Source organism: Bacillus cereus, assembly GCF_015071065.1.
GTDB classification, from domain to species: Bacteria; Bacillota; Bacilli; order Bacillales; family Bacillaceae_G; genus Bacillus_A; species Bacillus_A cereus_BA.
Window position 1 is genome coordinate 575177 of sequence record NZ_VOVA01000002.1, and the last position, 25217, is coordinate 600393.

Sequence of the window (25217 nt, forward strand, 5' to 3'; positions counted from 1 at the left end):
AAGGAGTGAGAAATATGGCAGGGACGTTAACAGGTATTGGCGGTAGACAACAGATTTGGAACCTCGGAAATAATATGATCGATACTTCTAACTTTGTAGAATTAGAAATGCAAGCGTTAGATATGAGAAAAACACCATATACTAATGAAAAAAACCAACTTTCACAAGATAAACTATTATATACAAGCTTAAAATCAGAATTTAGTTCTTTCACACAAACTTTTAAAAACTTAGCGGCTTTTAAAGGGAATGAGAAAAAAGTTACAACAACACAAGACGGTTATATTAATGTAAAAGCTGATGGTGGAGCGATTGCAGGAACTTTTAATATGACGATTACACAGCTTGCGCAGCGTCATCAAATAGCTTCTAATCCTATTACTGATATAAATGCAAAACTTCCTAAAGATGAAACATTAAAACTAGGCGGTAAAGATCTAAAAGTAACAACTGATATGACATATAAAGATTTAATAAATAAAATTAATGATGGAGATTATGGCGTATCGGCTTATACACTTGGAGATAAAATTTTTATGTCCTCGAAAAAAGAAGGAACAGATGGGAAAATTGATTTTTCGGAGAACACTTCTACACTGTTTCAAGATATTGGTTTAGCTAAGGCGGATGGCACAGCAGTCAATACAATTAATGAAGCGCAAAATGCCAAATATAGTATTAATGGTATTGAAGCTGAAAGTTTTACCAATACAATTGAAGCTCTTCCGGGCGTGAAAATTGAATTGTTAAAAGTAACTGAGCCGAAAGTAGAAGGAGCACCAGATGCAGGTACAACAACAGATTCAAAAGCAAAAGGTGTAGAATTGAAATTTACGGTAAGTGATTCCAACGTGACAGATGCATCAAATATTATTAAAAAAATGGTGGCTGATTATAATAAAGCTGTTTCTACAATAGATATTTTTGCTGGAAAAGGTGGAGCTTTCCAAGGTCAAGCTATTATGCAAAGTGTACGTCAAGCGATGAATAATGTCGTAACATTTTCTCAAGATGGTAATTATTTGTTTTCATTTGGAATTCAATTAAAGCAAGATGGGACGATGGAAGTTAATGATGAACAATTAACACAAGCGTTAAAAGACAAGCCGGATGCAGCGAAGCAATTTTTCTTTGGTTCTAACGGTTTAGGGAAGATGATGGAAGAACCACTTGATAAACTATTTGGTGATAAAGGTGTAGTCGGAGAGCGTGTAAAAAACATTGATTCACGTGTAAGTGATTTAGATAAAAAGATTAAAGATATTGAAACACAAAATCTGCAAAAACAAGATGAAATTGTGAAGAAGTATCAAAAACTAGAAAGCACACTAGCGGAGCTTGATAGCCAATTGAAAACTATTAAAGCAATGACAAAACAAAAAAGTGATGATTAATGAAAGTTAAGGAAGTGATTGTATGCAAGCATGGCAACGTTATATGCAAAATGATATTATGACGAGTAATCCGATTAAAAATACAATTTTTATTTATGAAAGATGTATTGTAGAGTTTCGTAATTTAGAAGAACTTTTAAATACTTTTAAACTCCAAGAAGGAGATGTGCTTCTTGAAAAGCTAGAACGTATTTTTGAAGAATTAAAGCTTCAATTAAATCCTGAGATTACGAAAGATTTATATGATAGTCTATTTGGTTTATATGATTGGATTAGCATTCAAATTCAAACGATGAAAGTAACTCGTGAAGCGAACGATATGGATGCGATTGTGCAAGTGTTACAAGATTTAATAGACGGTTACCGCGGAGCACTTGAAAATGACCAATGATATTTATCGAGCGTTTGTCGGCTGTTTTAATGAAATCGGAGAATTGCAAGTATCAGATGGGGAATTTGCTGAGAAGAGTGCAATGTTAAATCGCTGGATGATGACATTGGATGAAGAGACGCGCGCAGATGTTGCGGCGGAAGTGAGTCCGTTAATAATTAAGGCAGCACAGCATATTCGAGATAAGCAAAAGATTTTGGAAGAAATGATTATGACAAATGATGGACGAATGAAAGCGAATTCGTTTTACGGTAAATTTTAATAGGAAAGTATGGAAATGGATACCCCTTTTAAAAGGGGATCCATTCCATTGTTTGAATAAGGCGTTCCGCTGATTGAGGTTTCACTTTATGACTGTAATAAAAAGAATGGTAATAATCCAAACAATGAAAAATAAGATGTCTTTATTTTATGGAGAGAAGTGTATGGAAGCTCTTTTTTATTGTTTATATATCAAAATGTTACATGGATTACTACGCGTATACAGTTTTTTATATTCTTTTTTATATTTTTGTATTTTTCTAAAGACAACAATGGAAAAATGGAATAAAATATGTAAGGGTACAAAATAGATAATATTTTAATAAATAAATACATATAGGAAAATGAATAATAAAGTGAAACTTCCATCAGTGGATGATCATGCGCTAAACGAGCATGATGGAAAAGGAAGGGTGTGGAATATGCCAGATTTAGTTAGTGATGTAAGTCATTATATGAACTATTTAGTAACGAAGCGAAATACCGTTTCTAGTAATATTGCAAATGCGAATACACCTGGCTATAAAGCACAAGATGTAACATTTGCTGAGCAAATGAATATGAGCAGTGCATTATACAAAAAAAATGCTGCGGATTTAAAGAGTAATCCAGATTTATATCAAACGAATGTAATGCACTTACCAACAGCAAATACGAAAAATACATACGCAAAGATTCAAACGAAATCAATGCAAACGAATAAAGATGGAAACAGTGTTGATGTAACGACAGAAATGCTAGATTTAATGAAAACAAACCAATTATACGGTGTTTCAATTAATGCAATTAATACGCAATACGCTATTAACCAAGCAGCACGTGGACGTTAATAGTAAAAGGGGAGACAACGATGTTTCAGGCAATTAATGCAAGTGGCTCAGGGCTAACTACAGCGAGAAAATGGATGGAAGTTACTTCTAACAATATCGTAAATGCAAATACGACGGGAGCACCGGGTGCAGAGCCGTATCACCGCCGAAGTGTGGTGTTGGAATCAAATAATAGTTTTGCAAGCATGCTAGATGGAGCTCCTACTAACGGAGTGAAAATAAAAAGTATTGAAACGGATCGAAATGAAAATCTTGTGTATGATCCGACGCATCCGCATGCAAATGAAGAAGGATATGTACGTTATCCGAACATTGATGTGACAGCTGAGATGACGAATGTAATGGTTGCTCAAAAAATGTATGAAGCAAATACAAGCGTATTAAATGCGAACAAAAAAATGCTCGATAAAGATTTAGAAATCGGCCGAGGATAAGAGGAAAGAGGGGAAATATGAAAATTCAACCAATGTTAAATACACAGCCATTTGGAGCGATTCAGCCGATTGGCACACAGAAAACTTCAGAAACATCTGTAGTTGAAGGCAAAAAGTTTATTGATTTATTGGAAGATATGAATCAAACGCAAAATAATGCCCAAACAGCAGTATATGATTTACTGACAAAAGGGGTAGGAGAAACGCATGACGTTTTAATTCAGCAGAAGAAAGCTGAATCACAAATGAAAACAGCTGCTCTCGTACGCGATAATCTTATTGAAAATTATAAGTCACTAATTAATATGCAAATTTAGGAAAATGGACGGGTGTATTTAAATGGAAAAGATAAAAAATGTTTTCCAATCGTTGAAAACGTGGCATAAGTTAGTGATAGGTGCTGCGCTTTTAGCGATTGCAACAGGAGCACTTTTATACTTCACCTTGCCAGATAAATATGTTGTTGTATATCAAAATTTAAATGATACAGATAAGCAAGAGATTACAGCAGAATTATCGAAGCTAGGTGTTGATTACCAATTAGCAGCCGATGGTTCGATTCGAGTGCAAAAGAACGATGCTCCATGGGTTCGAAAAGAAATGAATGGAATGGGCTTGCCGTTTAATTCAAAAAGCGGTGAGGAAATTCTATTAGAAAGCTCACTCGGTTCAAGTGAACAAGATAAGAAAATGAAGCAGATTGTCGGCACGAAAAAGCAATTGGAGCAAGATATTGTACGAAACTTCGCGACAGTTGAAACGGCAAATGTGCAAATTACATTACCTGAAAAAGAAACAATTTTTGATGAAGAAAAAGCAAAAGGAACAGCGGCGATTACTGTTGGTGTGAAGCGTGGACAATTATTAACAGCTGATCAAGTTGCTGGTATACAGCAAATGATTAGTGCGGCAGTTCCTGGCGTGAAAGCAGAAGAAGTAAGTGTTATTGATAGTAAAAAAGGTATCATCTCAAAAGGAGCAGATGAAGCGCATTCTAACAGTTCCTCTTCTTATGAAAAAGAAGTAGAGATGCAGCATCAAATTGAAGGTAAATTAAAGCAAGATATTGACGCAACGTTAATGACGATGTTTAAATCAAATGAATATAAAGTGAATACGAAAGTGTCTGTAAATTATGATGAAGTTACACGTCAGTCAGAAAAATATGGCGATAAAGGTGTACTTCGCAGTAAACAAGAGCAGGAGGAAAGCTCTACTGCGCAAGAAGGAGCAGATACGAAGCAAGGTGCGGGTATTACAGCGAACGGTGAAGTGCCGAACTACGGTACGAACAATAATCAAAACGGTAAAGTTGTCTACGATAATAAAAATGGTAACAAAATTGAAAACTATGAAATAGATAAAACAGTTGAAACAATTAAGAAACATCCGGAATTAACAAAAACAAATGTTGTTGTATGGGTAGATAACGATACGTTAGTAAAACGAAAAATTGATATGACAACATTTAAAGAAGCGATTGGCACAGCAGCTGGGCTTCAAGCTGATCCGAATGGAAACTTTACAAACGGTCAAGTTAACGTTGTAACTGTTCAGTTCGACCAGCCGAAAGTTGAAAAAGAGAAAGAGCCAGAAAAAAGTGGTATGAACTGGTGGTTATTCGGTGGAATTACAGCTGGCTTGCTAGCACTAATTGGCCTAGTATGGTTCTTCTTAGCAAGACGTAAGAAAAAGAGAGAAGAAGAGGAATATGAAGAATACTTAGCAGAAGAAGAAATTGCTGCAAGTAATGAAAGTATCCTGGAAATTCCTGAAGAAAAAATAGTACCAGAGCCAAAGCCAGAACCGGTAGAACCATCAGAACCTACATTAGATGATCAAGTGCAGGAAGCTACGAAAGAGCATGTAGAAGGTACTGCAAAAGTAATTAAAAAATGGTTAAACGGACAGTAAGGGAGGAAAAACAATGTTAGATGAAATCTCCTCCAAAGAGAAAGCTGCCATCCTCATTCGTACATTAAACGAAGAGGTGGCAGCAAAAGTCATTGAATATATGACGGCTGAGGAAAAAGAAGTGTTACTTCGCGAAATCGCGAAGTTTCGTGTATATAAACCAGAAACGTTAGAAAATGTACTAGGGGAGTTTTTGTACGAACTAAATGTAAAAGAATTGAACTTAGTGACTCCAGATAAAGAATACATTCGTCGTATATTTAAAAATATGCCAGAAGACGAGCTGGAAAAATTATTGGAAGACCTTTGGTATAACAAAGATAATCCATTTGAATTCTTAAATTCACTTACAGATTTAGAGCCACTTCTTACAGTGCTTAATGATGAATCGCCACAAACGATAGCGATTATTGCTTCTTATATTAAGCCGCAACTTGCTTCTCAATTAATTGAGAGATTACCAGATCATAAACGTGTAGAGACGGTAATGGGTATTGCAAAGCTTGAACAAGTAGATGGTGAATTAATTAATCAAATTGGTGAGTTATTAAAAGCAAAATTAAATAATATGGCATTTAGTGCTATTAATAAAACAGATGGATTGAAAACAATAGTGAACATTTTAAATAATGTTTCACGAGGTGTTGAAAAAACAGTCTTTCAAAAGCTGGATGAAGTCGATTATGCGTTATCTGAGAAAATTAAAGAAAATATGTTTGTCTTTGAAGACTTACTTGGTCTTGAGGATCTTGCGCTTCGCCGTGTATTAGAGGAAATTACAGATAACGGTGTTATCGCGAAAGCACTTAAAATTGCAAAAGAAGAAATTAAAGAGAAACTATTTACATGTATGTCTTCAAACCGTAGAGAGATGATTCTTGAAGAGTTAGATGGCTTAGGACCGCTTAAGATGACGGATGCTGAAAAAGCACAACAAACGATTACAGGTACGGTGAAAAAGTTAGAAAAAGAAGGAAGAATTATCGTTCAAAGAGGTGAAGATGATGTCCTTATTTAAAAACAGAATTCCGAAGAATTCTGTTTCTTTTTCTGAAGAAACGTATGAATTACAATTTCCGAAACCAGTATCAGTTCACATTGAAGAAGAGATACAAGTGGATCATGCAGAACTTCTTGCACAGCAAGATGCATTACATATTGAAATGAATCAGCTAAGACAGCAGCAGCAAATGCTAGAACGAGAGCGTCAGCAGTTGGTGCAAGATAAAGAACAGTTTCAAATGCATATTCATGAACAAATGGAACAGATGGAAGCAGCGCGTATACAGTTTCAAAAAGAACAACAAGAAACAGCATACGAATGGACAGAGTTATTATGGAATCAATCTTTTCAGTTAGCAGAAAAAGTAGTGAATCAAGCGGTAGATTCGCGCTTATTAGACGTTTTGCCGATTTTAACAGGCATCGTGCAAACATTGCCTACTTCATTTGAAAAATTAATTATAACGGTTCATCCAGAAACATTTGAACGTATACAAGAAGAGAAAGAAAATACGAAAGAGTATTGGCTACTACAATTAGTAGAATGGAAGTATGATTTTTCTTTACAGTTTGGCGAATTTGTTCTGGAAGAAGAGAAAGAGTTTTTTGAGTTTAAATTTGCGCCTATATTTGCGAAGCTTCGTCATAAGTGGGAAGAAGAGAAGTTGTTTGAGGAGCAAAATGTATGAACAACGAGCTAATGAATGAACATAATAAATGGAATACATTTATTGAAACACCGTTTTATACGAAAGTTGGCAAAGTTCATAGTGTACAAGAGCAGTTTTTTGTAGCGAAAGGTCCGAAAGCAAAGATTGGAGATGTTTGTCTCGTTGGAGAACATAGTGTCTTATGTGAAGTAATTGCGATTGAAAAAGAAAATAATATGCTACTTCCATTTGGACAGACAGAAAAAGTATGTTACGGAGATGCAGTTACATTAATTGAAGAAGATGTTGTTGTACCTCGTGGTAATCATTTACTTGGGAAAGTGTTAAGTGCGAATGGTGAAGTGTTAAATGAGAACACTGAAAACATTCCACTACAAAAAATAAAATTAGATGCACCGCCGATTCATGCATTTGAGCGTGAAGAAATTACAGATGTATTTGAAACGGGAATTAAATCGATTGATTCCATGTTAACGATTGGGATTGGTCAAAAGATTGGTATTTTCGCAGGATCGGGTGTTGGTAAATCTACCTTGCTTGGAATGATTGCGAAAAACGCAAAAGCTGATATTAACGTTATTAGTTTAGTAGGAGAACGTGGCCGAGAAGTAAAAGACTTTATTCGAAAAGAATTAGGCGAAGAAGGTATGAAAAAAAGTGTCGTTGTTGTAGCAACGTCAGATGAAAGTCACCTTATGCAACTTCGTGCGGCTAAGCTTGCAACATCTATTGCTGAATATTTCCGTGACCAAGGTAATAACGTACTACTTATGATGGATTCTGTTACTCGTTTTGCTGATGCACGCCGAAGTGTTGATATTGCGGTAAAGGAATTACCGATCGGTGGTAAAACACTGTTAATGGAAAGTTATATGAAAAAGTTATTAGAACGATCAGGAAAAACGCAAAAAGGGTCAATAACAGGTATTTATACAGTGTTAGTTGATGGTGATGATTTAAATGGTCCTGTACCAGATTTAGCTCGTGGTATTTTAGATGGACATATTGTATTAAAACGTGAGCTCGCAACTCTTAGTCATTACCCTGCCATTTCGGTATTAGATTCGGTAAGTAGGATTATGGAAGAAATCGTATCGCCGAATCAGTGGCAACTTGCAAATGAAATGAGAAAAATTCTATCTATTTATAAAGAGAATGAATTGTATTTTAAACTTGGAACAATTCAAGAGAATGAAGAAAATGCTTATATTTTTGAATGTAAAAATAAAGTAGAAGCTATAAATACGTTTTTAAAACAAGGTCGAACGGATAGTTTTCAGTTTGAAGATGTTGTCCAAGCGATGCACCATATTGTATAGGACCTCGCCCTTTGAGGTCTTATTTTTTTGATTTTAATATTTCACAGATTTTTTTGTAAAAAAACTATATAATAGAAAAAGGTAACGTTATAATAGGAAGGGGCTATGAAAACGGGTGGATAAGCAGCAGTACGACACGATTAAATTGCAGATTAATCAAGAGAAAGAACATATCTTGAAAGAAGTGTACGAACTAACAGCTGAAAAAAGAAAAATAGAACAAAAAAAAGAATATGATCTATATGTTGTGAAATCACGCAATAAGGTTGTACAAACGGGACAACGTATTATGGCTGGTATGCTTTCATCACATACATTTTCACCTGAAAGAATAGAAGAATGGAATCGAAAAATTAAAAAAACAGAAGGTTTTATTCAAAAAAATGAAAGCTTTTTAGAGCAAATAAAAGAAAAAGAACGTGTCATTGATGAAATGTATGAAGAAGATTGTAAGAAGCTTGCGAAAGTAAAAGAAAAGCTGGAAGAAAAAATGCTTCTTGATTTAAAAATGTGTATGAACGGATGAGGTGGATGTAGTGATACAGTTTGTATTACCGGTGCAGCAAAGTTTACCTCCGCAAAAAGAAAAAGGGCTAGAAGTACAATCGAAAAATGAAAATTCTTCATTCGATAATACAATGAGAATTGAAAATAAAAAACAGCCGAAAACGGAGAAAACGAAACGAGAAGAAGCACCAGAAGAAGAGAAGAAAGAATATATTCTCGCAAAAAAAACGGTAACGAAAGAAGAGCCGATTGTAAAGAAAGAAGAAAAGAAAGAGACAGAACAGTTATTGTTAGCTGTATCTGAGCAGATGGTTGCAATTGAGCAATTGCGTGTGCAGCCAGAATTGTTATATCAATACATACAAAAAATACAGGCGTTATATAAAGAATACGGAAATATTAAACTGAACGAATTGCCCGCAGCTGAATTACAGCAATTACAAGAGCTTTTTTCTAACATGAATATTAAAAATGCCATATGTTTAGAAGATACAATGCAAATGGCGCTAGACAAGGTGACGATGCCAGAGCAGACGTTGCAAGTATTAAAAGTCGTAGAATCAGAAACTTGTAATATTGCAAAGAAACAAGAGGAGTCTAAGGAAGTAGAACTCCCGAAAGCAGAGAGCGATGATGTGAAGGTAGAGTTACCAAAAGTCGATCAGTTAAATGACTCAAGTTCGGCCGGAGCTGAGTTATTAAATAAAGCAACGGGTACTGACCAAATAGGAAAACAAAATAGTGGAGCTGAGAAGGTTACATTACCTGACTTAGGCAAGAAAATGGAAGCACAAGTAGAGGCTCTGCAAAAGTTTGTAGTGAAACAAGAACGTGTTTTATTCCAGCTAAATCCAGAGAAACTTGGTTCATTAACTGTATTTATGAAAAAGCATGGAGATCAAATTGAAGTCCATGTAGAAATGGAAAAACACGATGCGAAAAAGCGTGTTGAAATAATTTTTGACGAATTGAAGCTAAAATTAAAAGAAAAAGAAATTAATATTCAAATAAGTTATTCAGACAAAGATGAAAATCGTAAAGAACAACGAGAACAAGAGCAAAGACAAAAGCAAAAACTAGCAAGTACGAAACATGAGAAACAACAGTCAAAAGAATTTGCTGGATTATTGGAGGAATAAAGCGTGCCAACAGTTGGATTAAATACAACGAGTACAAATCATATTCCGTTACAAGCAGGAGCGCAAAAAAGTAACACACCTGTTAACGGTGTACAATCGCCAGTTCAACAAACAAATGGAGTTTCAGCAGGAGAGCAAAAGACTCCTGGTGTAATGGGGAAAGATGATTTTCTAAAATTATTTTTATCAAGTTTCCAGCACCAAGATCCATTCAATGCGATGGATATGAATCAAATGATGAATCAGACAGCGCAGTTATCTCTTATGGAACAAGTGCAAAATATGACAAAAGCAGTTGATTCTTTAAGAACGACGATGTATTCGACAGCGCTTGATGGCGGAATGAAGTTTTTAGGGAAATACGTAAGAGGGATCGACGGTGACGGTAAAAAAGTAACTGGTCAAGTAGAGACAGTTCGCCTTGCGGAAAATAATGATGTACAGCTCGTTATTGATAATAAGATTGTATCTCTTCGCTTTGTTGAGAGGGTGTCTGATAAACCGATTGGAGAAACGAATCCAGAAGATGCAAAGAAAGACGATCAAAAAGTAACTGAAGAAGTAAAAACTACAAATTCATAAGGAGTGTACATACGTTATGATTAAAGCGTTATATACAAGTATTACAGGGATGAATGCAACACAAAATGCATTAAGTGTAACTTCAAATAATATTGCCAATGCACAAACAGTTGGTTATAAAAAACAAAAAGCAATGTTTGATGATTTACTGTATAACAATTCAATTGGTTCAAAAGGCGACGATAAATACGCAGGGACGAACCCGAAAAGTATCGGTAACGGTGTGAAAATGAGCGGAACAGTTACGGATTATAGCGATGGTACAATTACGCTAACTGGTGGTAAAACACAAGCAGCAATGGAAGGTAATGGTTTCTTCGTGGTTGGCGATTCAAAAGGCGGCAACACGGAATTTACGCGTAAAGGTACATTTGGAATATCTTCAGATTACTATATTACGAATACAGAAGGACAATATGTATTTGCATATCCTGCAAATGCAGCAACTGGTGAAGTTGATTTATCTGGTATTCCAGGACCGTTGCAAATTCCAATGGGATCAGCAATCGGTGGTATTCGAACGTCAAAAGGAGTCGTTGGAGGGAATATTCCAGCCGATGCAAAACAGATTACGCAAGAATTGCCTGCATACGATGATGCCGGTAATACATGGACAATGCGTGTAGAATTTACACAAACTAGTGAACATAATTATAAATATACAGTACATATGCGTAACGACTCGAAAAAAGAAACAGAGTTTAAAGAGGTTCAAGGCGCAGGCGGTGATGTAACATTCGATGCGGTAGGAAAGCCAAATCAGCAAAACCCTGGAGCGTCTATTCCATTTAATGGCGGAACAGTAAATTTAGATTTTAGTAAATTAACAAACCATCCGACAGAGAAAACATTAGCAGTAACAGACGTAGATGGTAGAGCAGCAGCGACTGTTAAAGATTGCTTTATTGCTGACGGTGGATATGTGATGGTAAAATATTCTGATGGAAGTATGAAAGCTGCGGGTCAATTAGCTGTTGCGATGTTCCCGAACGAAGGCGGCTTAATGAAAAATGGTAATGGTAACTACACAGCGACAAATACAACTGGTATTTTAGCAATGGGCGTATCTGGCCAAAATGGTGCAGGGAAAGTACGCGGTAGTGCACAAGAAGGTGCAAACGTAGATTTATCTGTAGAATTCGTTGATTTAATGCTATATCAACGTGGCTTCCAAGGAAATGCGAAAGTAATTAAAATTTCAGATGAAGTATTAAATGAAGTTGTAAACTTAATTCGATAATAAAACGTAAAGAAAAAATTGTAACGTAGTAGAAAGGGTTTTTTATTCGTATGACAAGACAAGAGCGAATTTTACAATTGCCTTTTTTCGAAGAGAAACGTGAACTTGCTGAGCAAGTGTTAAAAATGGAACGAGAAGAGCATGTATATTTACCGGATCAATTTGAAATTAAGCAAGTGCCTCCATATTCATTTGGTGAAAAACAGGCAATCATTGGCCGTATTCATGAGTTTTATTTCGTAAGTGTTGGTAGTGATGGCGTTTGGAAGTATCAACTGTTTAAGGATGAGATGAAGTGTCGTGAGTTTTTTGTTACGTTGCCGGATATTGCGGATCAACAGCTTGCTTTTTGGTTCAATAACATTGAGCTGTTGAAAGGGGCGTAAAAGTTCTTAAAAGCTTTCTTTTAGGTTTTGAGAGAGGGCCCAGCGATGTTTAGTAGCGGTCAGTGCATATGGAGTGTCTCGCATGTTGTAATACCAGAGATATGGAGTGGTTCTAGGTTAGTTGAAGAGGCTGGGAGCCATGAATGAGATTGGTAGGCTCACCGCGGATTGTAGTAGCGACAGTGCTTATGAGTGGCTCGCATGTTGTAGAGATATGGAGTAGTTCTAAGGTAGTTGGAGAGGCTGTAATCCAAGTGTTTAGGTGGTGCCTCTTCACTTTTTGGAGAGAGGATTTCTCTGATTCTAGGAGCAATGATTTGAAATAGAGTTAGATTAATTTAAGATAGTTGTGCTATATTGTACAATTAGACTAAGTTTATATAAAAGGAGAGGTGAGGAGGATGGCGCAGAATAAGTATCGCGTTACATTCATTTCGCCAAGTGAGGTTGAGCAACGTACTGTAATGGCGGCGAGTAGTTTACCTAATTTAATACGTCAAGTAGAGAGTATTATTGCAGATCCGAACGGTTATTTTGTAAATGATAAAAAAAATAATTGCTATTTTAAAGTTATTAAAGAAAATGTTACGTATATTCAATATGAGTTACTATTTTCTGATAAGGAAATTCACATTGAAAAATTAAAGCATATGGCGCCTAGTGTACTGAAGAAATTATTTGAGAAAATAAATGATCCTGAACTATACGCTCTTTCGCTTATCGATGTTGATATAGCGACGAAAGAATATGTGCTAGGAGAAATGGGTCTAGAGCTAAGAATGAGAGTGGAAACAGAGCTTTCAAAAAAATGGGAAGCGATGCCGACAGAAATTGTAGGAGCACAAGAAGTGTTACTAGAGGCACTTGCTTCGTTTATACAAGATTAAGTTTTACCGGTAGTATTTCTACTTTAAAACTGTGAGGATCACTCAACTATCTATATTTTTCATATAGGTAGTTGACTTTTTGATTTTAATAAAGCTTAATAATTAAATATACGGAATTAATGGAAGGGGAGCGACACCTTTATGTCACAAGCACAAAGTATTTTATTAGAAAGCGGAACAAACGAATTAGAAATCGTAACGTACACTGTTGGTGAAAATTTATTTAGTATTAATGTAATGAAAGTGCGTGAAATTATTAATCCATTCCCTGTTACAACTGTGCCAGAATCTCATCATGCAGTTGAAGGTGTTGTTCAAGTACGTGGTGAAATTTTACCTGTTATTAACTTAGCAACGGCTCTTAATTTAAAATCTATAAAACCACTTGATCAAACGAAATTTATCATTTCAGAATTAAACCAAATGAAAGTTATTTTCCGTGTTGATGAAGTGCATCGTATTCAACGTATTTCATGGGAACAAATTGATGAACCAGCTTCATTATCTATGGGACTAGAAGAAACGACATCTGGTATTGTAAAGCTAGATGGAAAAATCATTTTACTATTAGATTATGAAAAAATTGTTTGCGAAATTAGTAACACTGGTTATGACAATAAATCACTTTCAGGATTAGAGCAAAAAACAGATCGAGCTGAAAAAGTTATTTATATTGCAGAAGATTCAGCGATGCTTCGTCAAATACTAGAAGAAACATTATCATCAGCTGGATATACGAAAATGAACTTCTTCAGTAATGGCGCTGAAGCATTAGCTCAAATTGAAAAATTAGCAAAAGAGCAAGGTGAAAGAATGTATGAGCATATTCACCTACTTATTACCGATATTGAAATGCCGAAAATGGATGGACACCATTTAACGAAAGTAATTAAAGATAGTGAAGTAATGAATCAATTGCCAGTCATTATTTTCTCTTCATTAATTACAAATGAATTATTCCATAAAGGTGAAGCGGTAGGAGCGAATGCTCAAGTAAGTAAGCCAGATATCCAAGAATTAATCGGGCTAGTTGATAAGTTAGTACTATAAAGCTTCTTTTAGTTGGAAGAGAGGAGCCAGCCATGTGTGTAAAACCCTCACCTTTACTATAAAGGTGAGGGTTTTCTTACATGATGTTCAATTATTTCATCTATAAGATTTCGTGGTGACGCAAACTTTTTCGGTGAAAATATATTAGAAATACCATATAATATAATTAAATAGAATTTTTCTGATATAATATTTTACTTAGCTATTTTTTATTTTTTAATTTTTGTTAAAAATCATTTTTTATTTCGATACTTTTTATACCTTTTTATATGTTAATTATTTGACAGATAATTTCGAAATGTTATAATATGGATATGTGGAATTTCTATTTTCTTAAAAGACATGGGAGTCAGATGAGAATTGTGAAAGGATGAGGGGGAGTGACACATATTATGTATCACCACACAGCAATCAACGTATTAAGTCTTTTACAAAACATGTCAAATAATAAAACGAACGATATGAAATTAGAGGCGGAATTTAAAAAAATAGAGAAACAATTCCGAATAAAGTATGAAGAGCTTATCGATTTATATAATAGAATGGTATTATTTCAAATAGATATAGAAAAAAATGGCGGTATGCGAGTATATGAAAAATCAGGGATTACATGGTTGAAGTCTGAACTAGAACTACTGTATGAAGTATATCAATTTTGTCAGCGTCAAGGCTTAAACATCGCAAATATTTCAAAATATGTTAGTAAAAATGAATTGAATCTTTTTCCGAAAACGGAAAGCCAATTACAAAATACGTATTATAAATTAAAAAAACAAGAGATGCCGTTTGAAAATATTGAAAAACAAAAACCGGGGCGAAAACGTAAATATGCACCTGTAAAAGAGACAATTGTTGAGACAAAACAAGAAAGTAAGCAGGAAGTAATAGAAGACGTTCGAAATGAAGATGATGAAAAAAGCCTCGTAACAGTTATATCTGGCATCGTGGATAACTTTGAAACAATTAGTCAATGTAGTGAAAAGAGAGAACACGAATTGCATCAGTTCATGGCGGGGATTTATAAGCTTTCTAGCATGGCTGCCGAGCGTTCGAAAGATGAAAAGAACGCACGTGGTCTTGAAGGTGAATTACATTCATTACGAGCTGAAAATGAAAGGTTAAAACGAGAGAAGGAAGAACTCGTTCATGATATTAAAGAGATGACGCATCATTTAATTCATTTTATTACGAGTTCTGATATCGATCAAATTCGTACATTGCCTTACTTCGTAAAAGAATGCAAACAAGATCTACATAAGCTAGGGTTATATAACGCTCAAGACGGAAAAATGAAAATTATGGTTGACCGTAGTGGACAAGTTATGACCGTAACGCAATAAAAAATTTGGGTACAAAATAAAAGGGAGATACATAGTGTATATGTATTTCCCTTTTATTTTGTATGGAATTGTTTCGGACAGAGGAAAAGTTTCTACTGAAAAGTTACAATTAATTTTAGTAAATCAAAAATCTTTACAAAAGGAAGGAGCCATGCCTTACTGTGTAGTATCGTGATCCGAAAAATACTGGGAATTTGTAAAAAAGGGAAACAAGAGAGAGTATTGAGTATATAAACGAGAGGAATAGTTAAATGACTGCAAATATAAAAAAATGTACCCTGGAAGATGTACGAAAACTTCAAGAAATAAGTTGTCAAACATACAATGAGACATTTAAACATCATAATTCACCCGAAAATATGAATGCGTATTTAGAAAAGGCATTTAACTTAGAACAATTAGAAAGTGAATTATCCGATACTTCTTCGCAATTCTTTTTTGTTTATTTTAATAATGAAGTCGCGGGATATTTAAAGCTCAATACGAATGATGCTCAATCTGAAGAAATGGGTGAGGAATCACTTGAGGTTGAGAGGATTTATATAAAGAGCACATTTCAAAAACATGGAATTGGAAAATATATGCTAAATAAAGCTATAGAAATTGCAATGGAACTTAATAAAAAGAAAATCTGGTTAGGCGTATGGGATATGACATTGAAAGCTTTAGTAATCATAGCAGCAATTGACTAGATAACAGGAGTATTTACAGTGGATGCAACGGAGAATTGAAGAGTAAAGTAGGATTCAAAATCATCACCCAAAAGGTGGTTGTTATAAGTTATATTTTATTATATCGAGTAATTATTCACATTATATAATAATTACTTACTACATAATTAACATGGTTATCTTACAAAAATGTAAGGTTTTTTCAATTGACACTCGTACATATAAGTAACTATACTGGTTACACGACGTTGGTGAATATATTTAATAGTCTCTATCTATAAGTGTATGTCTCAGGATTATTTTCGGAATAATAGTTCGATTTTTATTTATTATCTTTAATATAGGGATAATGCGGATTTAATCTATTCTTTATTCTAAGTCGTGTTATTTAAAGATTAACTATAAATGATATATTTACCAAGTTGTAATAATTTTTTAGAGGTGTTACATTTTGAAATACAAATTAATTGCTACAGGAATTCTTGCTGGAAGTCTACTATCCTATTCATCTAGTGCATTTGCAAATACTCATAAATTCCCAGATGTTCCTGCATGGGCTGACAAATCCGTTAATTATTTAGTTGATAAAAAAGTATTGAGTGGTTATCCAGATGGAACTTTTGGTTCAAGTGATACATTAGATAGGGCTTCTGCGGCAACAATTATGACAAAGGCCCTTGGTATACATATTGACTTAAATGCAAAACCATCTTTTACAGATTCACAAAACCACTGGGGAACGCCGTATATTGCCGCAGCTGAAAAAGCAGGAATAATTAAAGGTGAAGGAAATGGAATATTTAATCCTTCTGGAAAAGTTACTCGTGCTGCTATGGCTACAATGCTAGTGAATGCATATAAACTACAAAATATAAACCCTAGCAATGGACAAAGTAAATTTGAAGATTTAAAAGGACATTGGGGTGAAAAGTTCGCCAATATTTTAATTGATTTAAAAATTTCAGTTGGTACTGATAATGGTTGGCAACCAAATAAATTCATAACACGTGCAGAAGCCGCACAACTTACTGCCAAAACAGATACCCTTCAATACAGTCCGAAAAACCCTTTAGAAAGTAAAACAATCATTATTGATCCTGGACATGGTGGTGCAGATCCCGGAAAGCCCACAAAAGGATTGCCTGAAAGTAAAATCGTATTAGACACTTCCTTACGCCTACAACAATTGCTCGAAAAACATACACCATTTACAGTTTTACTAACTCGTGAATCTGATACTAGGCCTGGACATGACCAAAAAAGCTCTTTACAGGAACGTGTTAAATTTGCTAAGCAAAATGAGGGGGATATCTTTAAAAGCATTCATGCAAATGCTTTTAATGGTAATGCAAAAGGGACAGAAACGTACTACTATAAATCTTCTGAATCCGAAAAAACAAATCCTCATGTGGAAGAAAGTCGTGTGTTAGCGGAAAAAATTCAAACACGTTTAGTAGAGGCTCTTCAAACACGTGATAGAGGCGTTAAACATGGAGATCTTCATGTTATAAGAGAAAACGACATGCCAGCTGTGTTAACGGAACTGGCTTTTATAGATAATGGTATCGATTACAGTAAACTATCTACGGCAAACGGCAGACAGATTGCAGCAGAAGCCATTTATGAAGGGATTTTAGATTATTATGAATGGAAAGGAAATAATGTATCTGAATATAGATTGTAATAGGTAAAAGAAAGTTTAGTAATTCTAGGAATATGAAATTTATAAATTGCTAAAGTATAGTTTTGTTATTTGTAATGTGTTGTAGTTTTATAGTGTATACTGGTGCCGACTTATTAAGGATTATAAATAAGTCGGTGTTTTAATTAGCATCCTTAATGAATACTATAGAAAGTTATGAACAAAAAACGATAAATAGTTACTATTAGAAATGTTGTAGGTACTTTCATGTCTAAATAGTTTAGGATTTTTTTCTTTGTTTAACATCACAAAAAATAGATAGAGACATACATCTACATTCATTATTTTTACGTGAAATTTTAACTTGAAGGTCGTTAAGCTTTATGATTCAGATGGGCAGTATATAATTAGTTCAAAGAAAACATTCTTTGAACTAATTAGCTATTAAATCTACTTGTTACATAAATAGTTCGTATAACAATAATTGATATTGTTAAGGACATAGCTGCAGATATTTTTTGTAATTCCTGTTATGGAATTTTTAAATATCTGCAGGTGTAATATAAGGGTGCTTTATTTTGAAAGAAATCTTTTGAAATGGTCATAATATGAATAATAATTAGAAACAAATTTTAAAAAATGATGAAAGACTTAAGAAGGTGAATATATTGTTTAAACATTCACATTTGCAATTTATCGTATTAACAATAGCTCTAATATTTTATATAAGCTTTTGCTATATATTTTTATTTGTTTTTCCGAATCATTATTTCGTATCAGATTTTAATATCCGACTATCATCCTTAGTTGTTGAAACTACAGTATTTATCTCATTACTTTATTCTATATTATCCAGAAAAATTAAGTTAGGAGTATTCTGGGTTTGCATTACTATTGCAATAGGGTGTTTCTTGATAGGGAATTTCATATCCGCTTTTCAAGTACTTAATGTAGAATTACCAATACAAAATTTTAATATCTCTGATGTGTTTTTGTTGTTTTTCTTATTCTTCTTTCTCTTTGCATTCTTTTATAAAATCATTATGGAATGTAACAAGTGGGAAAAGGCGTATTTACTTTGTGATTTATGTATTGTTGTTACTGCTATTTTTACATTAGAGTGGTACCTATTTAATAAACCTTCTGCAAATATCTTATTCTTCTCAATTGGAGATGTTTTTCTTTCATTTATTTTTCCGATTATAGATTTATTGCTTCTTTTACTAGGAATTAGCCTGATCTTTCGGCCAGCTATTTTTAATGCGAAAAGTAAATTATTTATTTTTATTCTCGTATTAACTGGATTGGCTATTACGGACTACTTGTATTTTTACTTACAAGATGATTTGTCAGATCGTTCACTTATATTATTAAGGTGTTTGTATAGAGTTTTCCTATTATTAATTGCTATTGCTGCTGCTATACCGAAGAATGCTTCTTCTAGAAGAAATTATTTTATTATTGATCCGACATTCGGAAAGAAACTTCTTGTCATATTTCCTTATCTTGCAGTTGCAGTCTTAATTGGTTTTACTCTTAAAGAGCAAACTTCCTCGGCTACACTTATTACTGGAAATTGTATTGCATTTGTATTTGTGCTGATTCGTCATACAATCGTACGAATGCAAAACAGAGATTTAACCGAGATGTTAAAAGTGTTTAATAATCAATTAGAACAAAAAGTATCTCAAAGAACAGAAGATTTAATAAACAAATCCAATGACTTGGTCAAAAATCAAGAGAGATTTAAGTCATTATATGAGTATCATCCAGATCCTATATTAACAATTGATTCAAATGGTACTGTGTTAAATATAAACCAGGCTGGAAGTATGTTATTAGGAAAAAACAGTGATGAATTAATAGGTAAAGAGTGCTTATCAATTTTTTTAGATGAAGATAGATCTGAATTGGAAGCGGCTCTACAGGAAGGGAAACGATGCAGTTCGGCTTCGTTACAATTACGTGTGAAAAATAATAATGAGAAGGACATTCATTTTTGGTACGTCACCATTGTTCCTATTATGATAGAAGGGCAAACTTTTGGGAGTTATGTAATGGTAAAAGACATTACGAGAATGAAGCAACAACAAGATGAGATAAACTATCTAGCATTCCATGATACAGTGACGGGGATTGGAAATCGAATATTCTTCCAACAAGAATTAGAAAAATCCATTGAGCGTGCACAAAAAACGCAGGATGAATTTGGACTCTTGTATATAGATTTAAATCGTTTTAAGACTATTAATGATACACTGGGACATTCAATTGGTGACAGTGTTTTAAAAGAAGTTGCTAAACGTTTTAGGACATGTCTGTTACCGGCTATGCCTCTAGCGAGAATAGGGGGAGATGAGTTTGCAATCATAGTCCATAACCATACAGAGCAACAGCTATTGGATTTGTGTGAAACTCTATTTCGTATAACTGAAGAAGCATTTGTAGTAAATCAGCATAGCTTTTACTTATCTCTTAGTATAGGAATAGCAGTGTATCCGTTTGGAGGAATAAATACTACTACACTTTTACAACATGCTGATATTGCTATGTATAGTGCAAAGGAAAAAGGTAATAATGCTGTTTGCATGTATGACGAGACATTATCAAAAAAAATAACAAGACGATTACGATTAGAACAGGATTTACCTAATGCATTAGAAAATAATGAGTTGTTTCTATTATATCAACCACAAGTTGATAGTAAGGCTGGTATGGTTATTGGTGCAGAGGCTTTAATACGTTGGCAACATCCAGAGCTGGGGCTGATTTCACCTTTTGAGTTTATACCTATCGCGGAAGAAACATCGCAGATTATTTCAATTGGGAAATGGACGTTACAGGAAGCGTGTCGACAACTGAAAGAATGGCATTCTGCGGGCTATTCAAATCTAAAAATGGGGATAAATTTATCAGCTATAGAGTTTGAACAGAAGGACTTTGTTCAAACAATCATATCTACTATAGAAGAAGTAGGGGTACCTGCTAGTTCGATCGATTTAGAATTAACGGAGCGGATAGCAATGGTAGATGAAAAAGAAACGTTAGCGAAGTTAAAAGCATTAAAATCATATGGTGTACATTTATCAATTGACGATTTTGGCACAGGGTATTCTTCATTAGCATATCTCCCTTTGTATCCAATTGATACCTTAAAAATTCCAAGAGAATTTGTTAATAGGATCGGAAATTCTACTGATGGAAATGAAATTATTCATACCATTATTTCACTAGCGCATACTTTAAACATGAAAGTGATCGCAGAAGGGGTAGAAACGAAGGAACAATTAACAGTGTTACAACGTAATGCATGTTATCTAATTCAGGGCTATTACTACAGTAAACCTGTAAGTGAAGATGAATTCATCAAGTTTTTAAGCACAATGTCGCGTCACCTTTTCTAAGAAAACCACAATCTAGATTTGTTTTTTGTTGAAATTATAACAAATAGAGGACAGCAAAGTAACCGTTCAAATGTTTTATCCATAAGTTTTAGCATTTAATTTCGCTTAATAGGAAATTCTATTGAGCAAAGACCTTATCTGATTTTAGTTTTAGAAAGGAGAGAAGCGGATGGATTCAATATGGCTAGAATATGCCTGGGCATTACTCATTTTAATCGGATTAGAAGGATTGTTATCGGCTGACAATGCCCTTGTCCTAGCGGTTATTGCGAAACATTTACCCGAAGAAGAGAAGAAAAGAGCTATAAATTACGGAATCATTATGGCCTTTGTTTTTCGATTTGCAGCCCTATTTGCCATTTCATTTATTGCAAATGTTTGGCAAATACAGGCGATAGGAGCGGCCTATCTTCTTTATTTAGGATTAAAGCATGTCATTCAGGCGCAATTCGGAAAAAAAAATCAAAATATTCATGAGGAAGAAGAAAAGGAAGCGGCAGGTAAAAGCTACTGGTTTACAGTAGGGAAGATTGCATTAGCTGACCTCGCTTTCGCGATCGATTCAATATTAGCCGCAGTTGCTCTTGCCCTTGGTCTTCCAGATTCACCGCTAGAAGATTTCGGTGGTATGGATGGAGGCCAGTTCATAGTTGTACTTCTCGGAGGGATTGCCGGGCTTATATTAATTAAATTTGCGGCAACTTGGTTTGTACAATTACTTGAGAAACGTCCAGCATTGGAAACAACAGCATATGCAATTGTTGCCTGGGTCGGTGTAAAACTCGCTGTAATTACACTGGCTCATGAGGATATTGGTATCTTAGACCATGATTTCCCGCACAGTACAACTTGGACTTTAATCTTCTATGGAGTTTTAGTTGCTATTGCACTAATTGGTTGGTTTGCACCGGGAAGTAAGTCATCTCAGAATAATCCTAAAATGTAATACAAAGGTCAGAGCATTATGTGCTTTGTCCTTTGTAATGATATTTATATTGTGTATTTTTCGATTTAACGCTATAATTACAGTGTTAAAGATGGAATCGTGATACGACCTGTTATGAATCTATCATTTTATTTATGAATAAATGGATTGGTATTTTAGCAAGATGTGCTAATAAACTACTCCACCATGATGATAACGTGCCAAAAATGTGGTGCGTATATTTTCGTGGTGGAGTTTTTTTTATTCTCAAAAAGGGGGAGTAACCATGAACGACAGCATGGTTCATATTACAATTGAAGGCAAAGAATATAGTGCTGAGCCTGGTTCAACGGTACTAGGCATCATTAATGAAAACGGAATTGAACATCCACAAATTTGTTACGTGCCGGAAGTGGATCCGATTCAAACGTGTGATACTTGTATTGTAGAAGTGAATGGAAAGCTAGTGCGATCATGTTCTACAGTAGTGACGGACGGTATGAATATTGAATTATCCTCTATTAGTGCGAAGGCAGCACAACATGAGGCGATGGACCGTTTACTAGAAAATCATTTACTGTACTGTACGGTATGTGACAACAATAACGGGAATTGTAAATTGCATAATACGGCAGAATTAATGGAAATTGAGCATCAAAAATATCCTTACGAGCCAAAAGTTGATGCAAGCGAAGTTGATATGTCTCATCCATTTTATCGCTATGATCCGAATCAATGTATCGCGTGCGGTCAATGTGTAGAGGTGTGTCAAAACTTACAAGTAAATGAAACGTTATCTATTGATTGGGAGGCAGAGCGTCCTCGTGTTATTTGGGATGAAGGAGTAGATATTAACGATTCTTCATGTGTAAGCTGCGGTCAATGTGTAACGATTTGTCCTTGTAATGCTTTAATGGAGAAATCGATGCTTGGTGAAGCTGGATTTATGACAGGGTTAAAACCGGATATTATGGGGCCTATGGTTGATCTTATTAAAGAGGTTGAACCTGGGTATAGTGGTATTTTTGCTGTGTCAGAAGTAGAAGCTGCAATGCGCGACACTCGTACGAAAAAGACGAAAACAGTATGTACGTTTTGTGGTGTAGGTTGTTCATTTGAAGTATGGACGAAGGGCCGTGAAATTCTTAAAGTACAACCAACTTCTGAGGCACCTGTTAATGCGATTTCGACTTGTGTAAAAGGAAAATTCGGTTGGGATTTCGTTAATTCTGAAAAACGACTTACGAAACCTTTAATTCGTAAAAATGGAGTATTCGTTGAATCAAGTTGGGAAGAAGCGCTTCATGTAGTAGCGAATAAATTAGGCTCTATTAAAGAAGAGTACGGTAAAGGTTCTATCGGCTTTATTTCTTCTTCTAAAATTACGAATGAAGACAACTATGTTATTCAAAAATTAGCACGACAAGTGTTTGAAACGAACAATATTGATAACTGCTCACGTTATTGTCAATCACCAGCGACGGATGGATTGTTCCGTACAATTGGTATGGGCGGAGATGCAGGGACGATTAAAGATATTGCACAATCAGGCCTTGTTATTATTGTCGGTTGTAATCCGACAGAAGGTCATCCAGTATTAGCGACTCGTGTGAAACGTGCACATAAACTGCACGGTCAAAAACTAATTGTTGCAGATCTTCGTAAAACTGAAATGGCGGAGCGTTCAGATATCTTTATTAGTCCAAAGCAAGGAACGGACCAAGTATGGTTAATGGCTGTTACGAAATATATGATTGATCAAGGTTGGCATGATGAGCAGTTTATCGACGAGAATGTAAACTTCTTTGAAGATTTCAAAGATAGCCTTAAAGAATATACGCTTGAATATGCAGAAGAGATTACAGGTATTTCAAAAGAAACTCTCGTTCAAATGGCCGAGATGATTCGTGATGCAGATGGTACTTGTATTCTTTGGGGCATGGGTGTTACGCAAAATACGGGTGGTTCAGATACTTCTGCTGCAATTTCAAACTTACTACTTGCAACAGGGAATTATCGTCGTCCAGGTGCTGGTGCATACCCACTTCGAGGCCATAATAACGTACAAGGTGCTTGTGATATGGGAACTCTCCCAGGTTGGCTTCCAGGATATCAACACGTTACTGACGACGTAGAACGTGCGAAATTTGAAATAGCGTACGGAGTAAAAATTGATAACAAACCAGGTCTTAATAACATTGAAATGCTTCACGCAATTGATGAAGGGAAAATGAAAGCTATGTATCTTGTAGGTGAGGATATGGCTCTTGTAGATTCTAACGCAAATCACGTACATGAAGTGTTATCAAGTCTTGAATTCTTTGTCGTTCAAGATGTGTTCCTTTCTAAAACAGCTCAATACGCTGATGTCGTATTACCAGCAGCGCCATCTCTTGAGAAAGAAGGTACTTTTACAAATACAGAGCGTCGTGTACAAAGGTTATATCAAGTACTTCCAGCGCTAGGAGATGCGAAACCAGACTGGTGGATTGTGCAGGCAATTGCTAATAAGTTAGGTGCAAACTGGAACTATAGTCATCCAAGTGAAATCTTTGCTGAAATGGCGAGTTTATCACCACTATTCGCACACGCAAATTATGAAGTGCTTGAAGGGTGGAACAGTTTCCACTGGGGAAGTTTTGATGGAACGAATACGCCGCTTCTATTCAAAGATGGATTTAACTTCCCGGACAAAAAGGCTCGTTTTGCGATAGCTGATTGGGTACGTCCTGCTGAATTCCCAGCAGAATACGATCTTCACATTAATAACGGTCGTATGCTTGAACATTTCCATGAAGGGAACATGACGAATAAATCAAATGGTATTCAATCGAAAGTTCCGGGTGTTTTCGTTGAAGTTTCTCCAAAACTTGCAAGGGAACGTGGAGTGAAAACTGGTTCGTTAGTACGCCTTGTTTCTCCTTTTGGAGCACTTAAATTACGTGCACTTGTAACGGATCGTGTAAAAGCGAATGAACTTTATTTACCGATGAATTCGACAGATAACGAAACGGCGATTAATTTCTTAACTGGTCCGGCGGTCGATCAACGTACGAATACGCCTGCATATAAACAAACGAAAGTGCGTATGGAAGTGTTACAAGTAGAAGGTGAAAATCCGATGCCAAAAACGAACCCGCGTAATAAAAAGCGTCATCCTCAAAACGGCATTGAGGTAAATCGCAAGTGGACTCGTCCAGGATACGTACACTTAACGGATAACTAAGG

23 protein-coding genes and 2 pseudogenes are annotated in these 25217 nt (G+C 35.1%); all 25 read left to right on the forward strand.

Annotated features, from left to right (window positions below; all coding sequences use genetic code 11):
- Positions 1-14: 14 nt before the first annotated feature.
- Entirely contained in the window at positions 15-1394 is a 1380-nt protein-coding gene (locus FT637_RS09040) for a flagellar hook-associated protein 2 (protein ID WP_193645969.1), read from the forward strand.
- A 22-nt stretch (positions 1395-1416) separates the two neighbouring features.
- Positions 1417-1785 carry a flagellar export chaperone FliS gene (gene fliS / locus FT637_RS09045; protein ID WP_193645970.1) on the forward strand — a complete coding sequence of 123 codons (369 nt, stop codon included), beginning with the start codon at positions 1417-1419 and terminating at the stop codon, positions 1783-1785.
- Positions 1775-2047: a flagellar biosynthesis protein FlgG gene (locus tag FT637_RS09050; protein WP_193645971.1), complete on the forward strand. Its 273-nt coding sequence runs from the start codon at positions 1775-1777 to the stop codon at positions 2045-2047. The genes fliS and FT637_RS09050 overlap by 11 nt, the downstream gene beginning before the upstream one ends.
- Before the next feature lie 343 nt (positions 2048-2390).
- Entirely contained in the window at positions 2391-2876 is a 486-nt protein-coding gene (gene flgB, locus FT637_RS09055) for a flagellar basal body rod protein FlgB (protein WP_002012047.1), read from the forward strand.
- Positions 2877-2896: 20 nt separating this feature from the next.
- A complete protein-coding gene (flgC, locus tag FT637_RS09060; protein WP_002030933.1) occupies positions 2897-3310 on the forward strand; it encodes a flagellar basal body rod protein FlgC in 414 nt (137 codons plus the stop codon).
- Between the two features lie 17 nt (positions 3311-3327).
- A complete protein-coding gene (gene fliE / locus FT637_RS09065; RefSeq protein WP_002064631.1) occupies positions 3328-3627 on the forward strand; it encodes a flagellar hook-basal body complex protein FliE in 300 nt (99 codons plus the stop codon).
- A gap of 22 nt (positions 3628-3649) precedes the next feature.
- A complete protein-coding gene (gene fliF, locus FT637_RS09070) occupies positions 3650-5224 on the forward strand; it encodes a flagellar basal-body MS-ring/collar protein FliF (protein ID WP_193645972.1) in 1575 nt (524 codons plus the stop codon).
- Between the two features lie 13 nt (positions 5225-5237).
- Complete coding sequence (fliG, locus tag FT637_RS09075; protein ID WP_002030936.1) at positions 5238-6242, forward strand: flagellar motor switch protein FliG; 1005 nt, start codon at positions 5238-5240, stop codon at positions 6240-6242.
- Positions 6229-6915, forward strand: a complete 687-nt coding sequence (locus FT637_RS09080; protein WP_042889387.1) for a FliH/SctL family protein — start codon at positions 6229-6231, stop codon at positions 6913-6915. The genes fliG and FT637_RS09080 overlap by 14 nt, the downstream gene beginning before the upstream one ends.
- Positions 6912-8216, forward strand: a complete 1305-nt coding sequence (gene fliI, locus FT637_RS09085; protein WP_193645973.1) for a flagellar protein export ATPase FliI — start codon at positions 6912-6914, stop codon at positions 8214-8216. Before FT637_RS09080 ends, fliI begins: the two co-directional genes overlap by 4 nt.
- A 115-nt stretch (positions 8217-8331) precedes the next feature.
- Complete coding sequence (locus FT637_RS09090) at positions 8332-8742, forward strand: hypothetical protein (RefSeq protein ID WP_002012036.1); 411 nt, start codon at positions 8332-8334, stop codon at positions 8740-8742.
- A 10-nt stretch (positions 8743-8752) separates the two neighbouring features.
- A complete protein-coding gene (locus FT637_RS09095) occupies positions 8753-9862 on the forward strand; it encodes a flagellar hook-length control protein FliK (RefSeq protein WP_193645974.1) in 1110 nt (369 codons plus the stop codon).
- Between the two features lie 3 nt (positions 9863-9865).
- Positions 9866-10444 carry a flagellar hook assembly protein FlgD gene (locus tag FT637_RS09100; protein WP_193645975.1) on the forward strand — a complete coding sequence of 193 codons (579 nt, stop codon included), beginning with the start codon at positions 9866-9868 and terminating at the stop codon, positions 10442-10444.
- A 16-nt stretch (positions 10445-10460) separates the two neighbouring features.
- Complete coding sequence (locus FT637_RS09105; RefSeq protein ID WP_002126594.1) at positions 10461-11684, forward strand: flagellar hook protein FlgE; 1224 nt, start codon at positions 10461-10463, stop codon at positions 11682-11684.
- A 50-nt stretch (positions 11685-11734) separates the two neighbouring features.
- Positions 11735-12070, forward strand: coding sequence for a DUF3964 family protein (locus tag FT637_RS09110; protein WP_063217907.1), 336 nt, complete (start codon positions 11735-11737; stop codon positions 12068-12070).
- A gap of 143 nt (positions 12071-12213) precedes the next feature.
- Positions 12214-12396, forward strand: coding sequence for a hypothetical protein (locus tag FT637_RS09115; protein WP_193645976.1), 183 nt, complete (start codon positions 12214-12216; stop codon positions 12394-12396).
- Between the two features lie 75 nt (positions 12397-12471).
- A complete protein-coding gene (locus FT637_RS09120; protein WP_193645977.1) occupies positions 12472-12957 on the forward strand; it encodes a LysR family transcriptional regulator in 486 nt (161 codons plus the stop codon).
- Positions 12958-13098: 141 nt separating this feature from the next.
- The gene (locus tag FT637_RS09125; RefSeq protein WP_193645978.1) at positions 13099-14007 is read left to right on the forward strand and encodes a chemotaxis protein; all 909 of its coding nucleotides are present in this window, start codon (positions 13099-13101) and stop codon (positions 14005-14007) included.
- Positions 14008-14399: 392 nt separating this feature from the next.
- Positions 14400-15347 carry a DNA-binding domain-containing protein gene (locus FT637_RS09130; protein ID WP_193646246.1) on the forward strand — a complete coding sequence of 316 codons (948 nt, stop codon included), beginning with the start codon at positions 14400-14402 and terminating at the stop codon, positions 15345-15347.
- A 73-nt stretch (positions 15348-15420) separates the two neighbouring features.
- Positions 15421-15544, forward strand: a pseudogene (locus FT637_RS29835) (Ger(x)C family spore germination protein); the annotation flags it as partial.
- Positions 15545-15598: 54 nt separating this feature from the next.
- Positions 15599-16015, forward strand: a pseudogene (locus FT637_RS09135) (GNAT family N-acetyltransferase); the annotation flags it as partial.
- A gap of 454 nt (positions 16016-16469) precedes the next feature.
- The gene (locus FT637_RS09140; protein WP_193645980.1) at positions 16470-17702 is read left to right on the forward strand and encodes an N-acetylmuramoyl-L-alanine amidase; all 1233 of its coding nucleotides are present in this window, start codon (positions 16470-16472) and stop codon (positions 17700-17702) included.
- A gap of 626 nt (positions 17703-18328) precedes the next feature.
- A complete protein-coding gene (locus FT637_RS09145) occupies positions 18329-21064 on the forward strand; it encodes an EAL domain-containing protein (RefSeq protein ID WP_193645981.1) in 2736 nt (911 codons plus the stop codon).
- 169 nt (positions 21065-21233) lie between these two features.
- On the forward strand, positions 21234-22010 hold the full coding sequence (locus FT637_RS09150) for a TerC family protein (RefSeq protein WP_193645982.1): 777 nt from the start codon (positions 21234-21236) through the stop codon (positions 22008-22010).
- A 265-nt stretch (positions 22011-22275) separates the two neighbouring features.
- Positions 22276-25215 carry a formate dehydrogenase subunit alpha gene (gene fdhF, locus FT637_RS09155; RefSeq protein WP_193645983.1) on the forward strand — a complete coding sequence of 980 codons (2940 nt, stop codon included), beginning with the start codon at positions 22276-22278 and terminating at the stop codon, positions 25213-25215.
- Positions 25216-25217: the final 2 nt, after the last annotated feature.

Excerpts from the sequence above, each read along its gene's own strand:
- FT637_RS09040 (WP_193645969.1), top strand. The coding sequence starts at position 15 with ATGGCAGGGACGTTAACAGGTATTGGCGGTAGACAACAGATTTGGAAC.
- fliS (WP_193645970.1), top strand. The coding sequence starts at position 1,417 with ATGCAAGCATGGCAACGTTATATGCAAAATGATATTATGACGAGTAAT.
- FT637_RS09050 (WP_193645971.1), top strand. The coding sequence starts at position 1,775 with ATGACCAATGATATTTATCGAGCGTTTGTCGGCTGTTTTAATGAAATC.
- flgB (WP_002012047.1), top strand. The coding sequence starts at position 2,391 with ATGAATAATAAAGTGAAACTTCCATCAGTGGATGATCATGCGCTAAAC.
- flgC (WP_002030933.1), top strand. The coding sequence starts at position 2,897 with ATGTTTCAGGCAATTAATGCAAGTGGCTCAGGGCTAACTACAGCGAGA.
- fliE (WP_002064631.1), top strand. The coding sequence starts at position 3,328 with ATGAAAATTCAACCAATGTTAAATACACAGCCATTTGGAGCGATTCAG.
- fliF (WP_193645972.1), top strand. The coding sequence starts at position 3,650 with ATGGAAAAGATAAAAAATGTTTTCCAATCGTTGAAAACGTGGCATAAG.
- fliG (WP_002030936.1), top strand. The coding sequence starts at position 5,238 with ATGTTAGATGAAATCTCCTCCAAAGAGAAAGCTGCCATCCTCATTCGT.
- FT637_RS09080 (WP_042889387.1), top strand. The coding sequence starts at position 6,229 with ATGTCCTTATTTAAAAACAGAATTCCGAAGAATTCTGTTTCTTTTTCT.
- fliI (WP_193645973.1), top strand. The coding sequence starts at position 6,912 with ATGAACAACGAGCTAATGAATGAACATAATAAATGGAATACATTTATT.
- FT637_RS09105 (WP_002126594.1), top strand. The coding sequence starts at position 10,461 with ATGATTAAAGCGTTATATACAAGTATTACAGGGATGAATGCAACACAA.
- FT637_RS09110 (WP_063217907.1), top strand. The coding sequence starts at position 11,735 with ATGACAAGACAAGAGCGAATTTTACAATTGCCTTTTTTCGAAGAGAAA.
- FT637_RS09115 (WP_193645976.1), top strand. The coding sequence starts at position 12,214 with ATGAGATTGGTAGGCTCACCGCGGATTGTAGTAGCGACAGTGCTTATG.
- FT637_RS09120 (WP_193645977.1), top strand. The coding sequence starts at position 12,472 with ATGGCGCAGAATAAGTATCGCGTTACATTCATTTCGCCAAGTGAGGTT.
- FT637_RS09125 (WP_193645978.1), top strand. The coding sequence starts at position 13,099 with ATGTCACAAGCACAAAGTATTTTATTAGAAAGCGGAACAAACGAATTA.
- FT637_RS09130 (WP_193646246.1), top strand. The coding sequence starts at position 14,400 with ATGTATCACCACACAGCAATCAACGTATTAAGTCTTTTACAAAACATG.
- FT637_RS09150 (WP_193645982.1), top strand. The coding sequence starts at position 21,234 with ATGGATTCAATATGGCTAGAATATGCCTGGGCATTACTCATTTTAATC.
- fdhF (WP_193645983.1), top strand. The coding sequence starts at position 22,276 with ATGAACGACAGCATGGTTCATATTACAATTGAAGGCAAAGAATATAGT.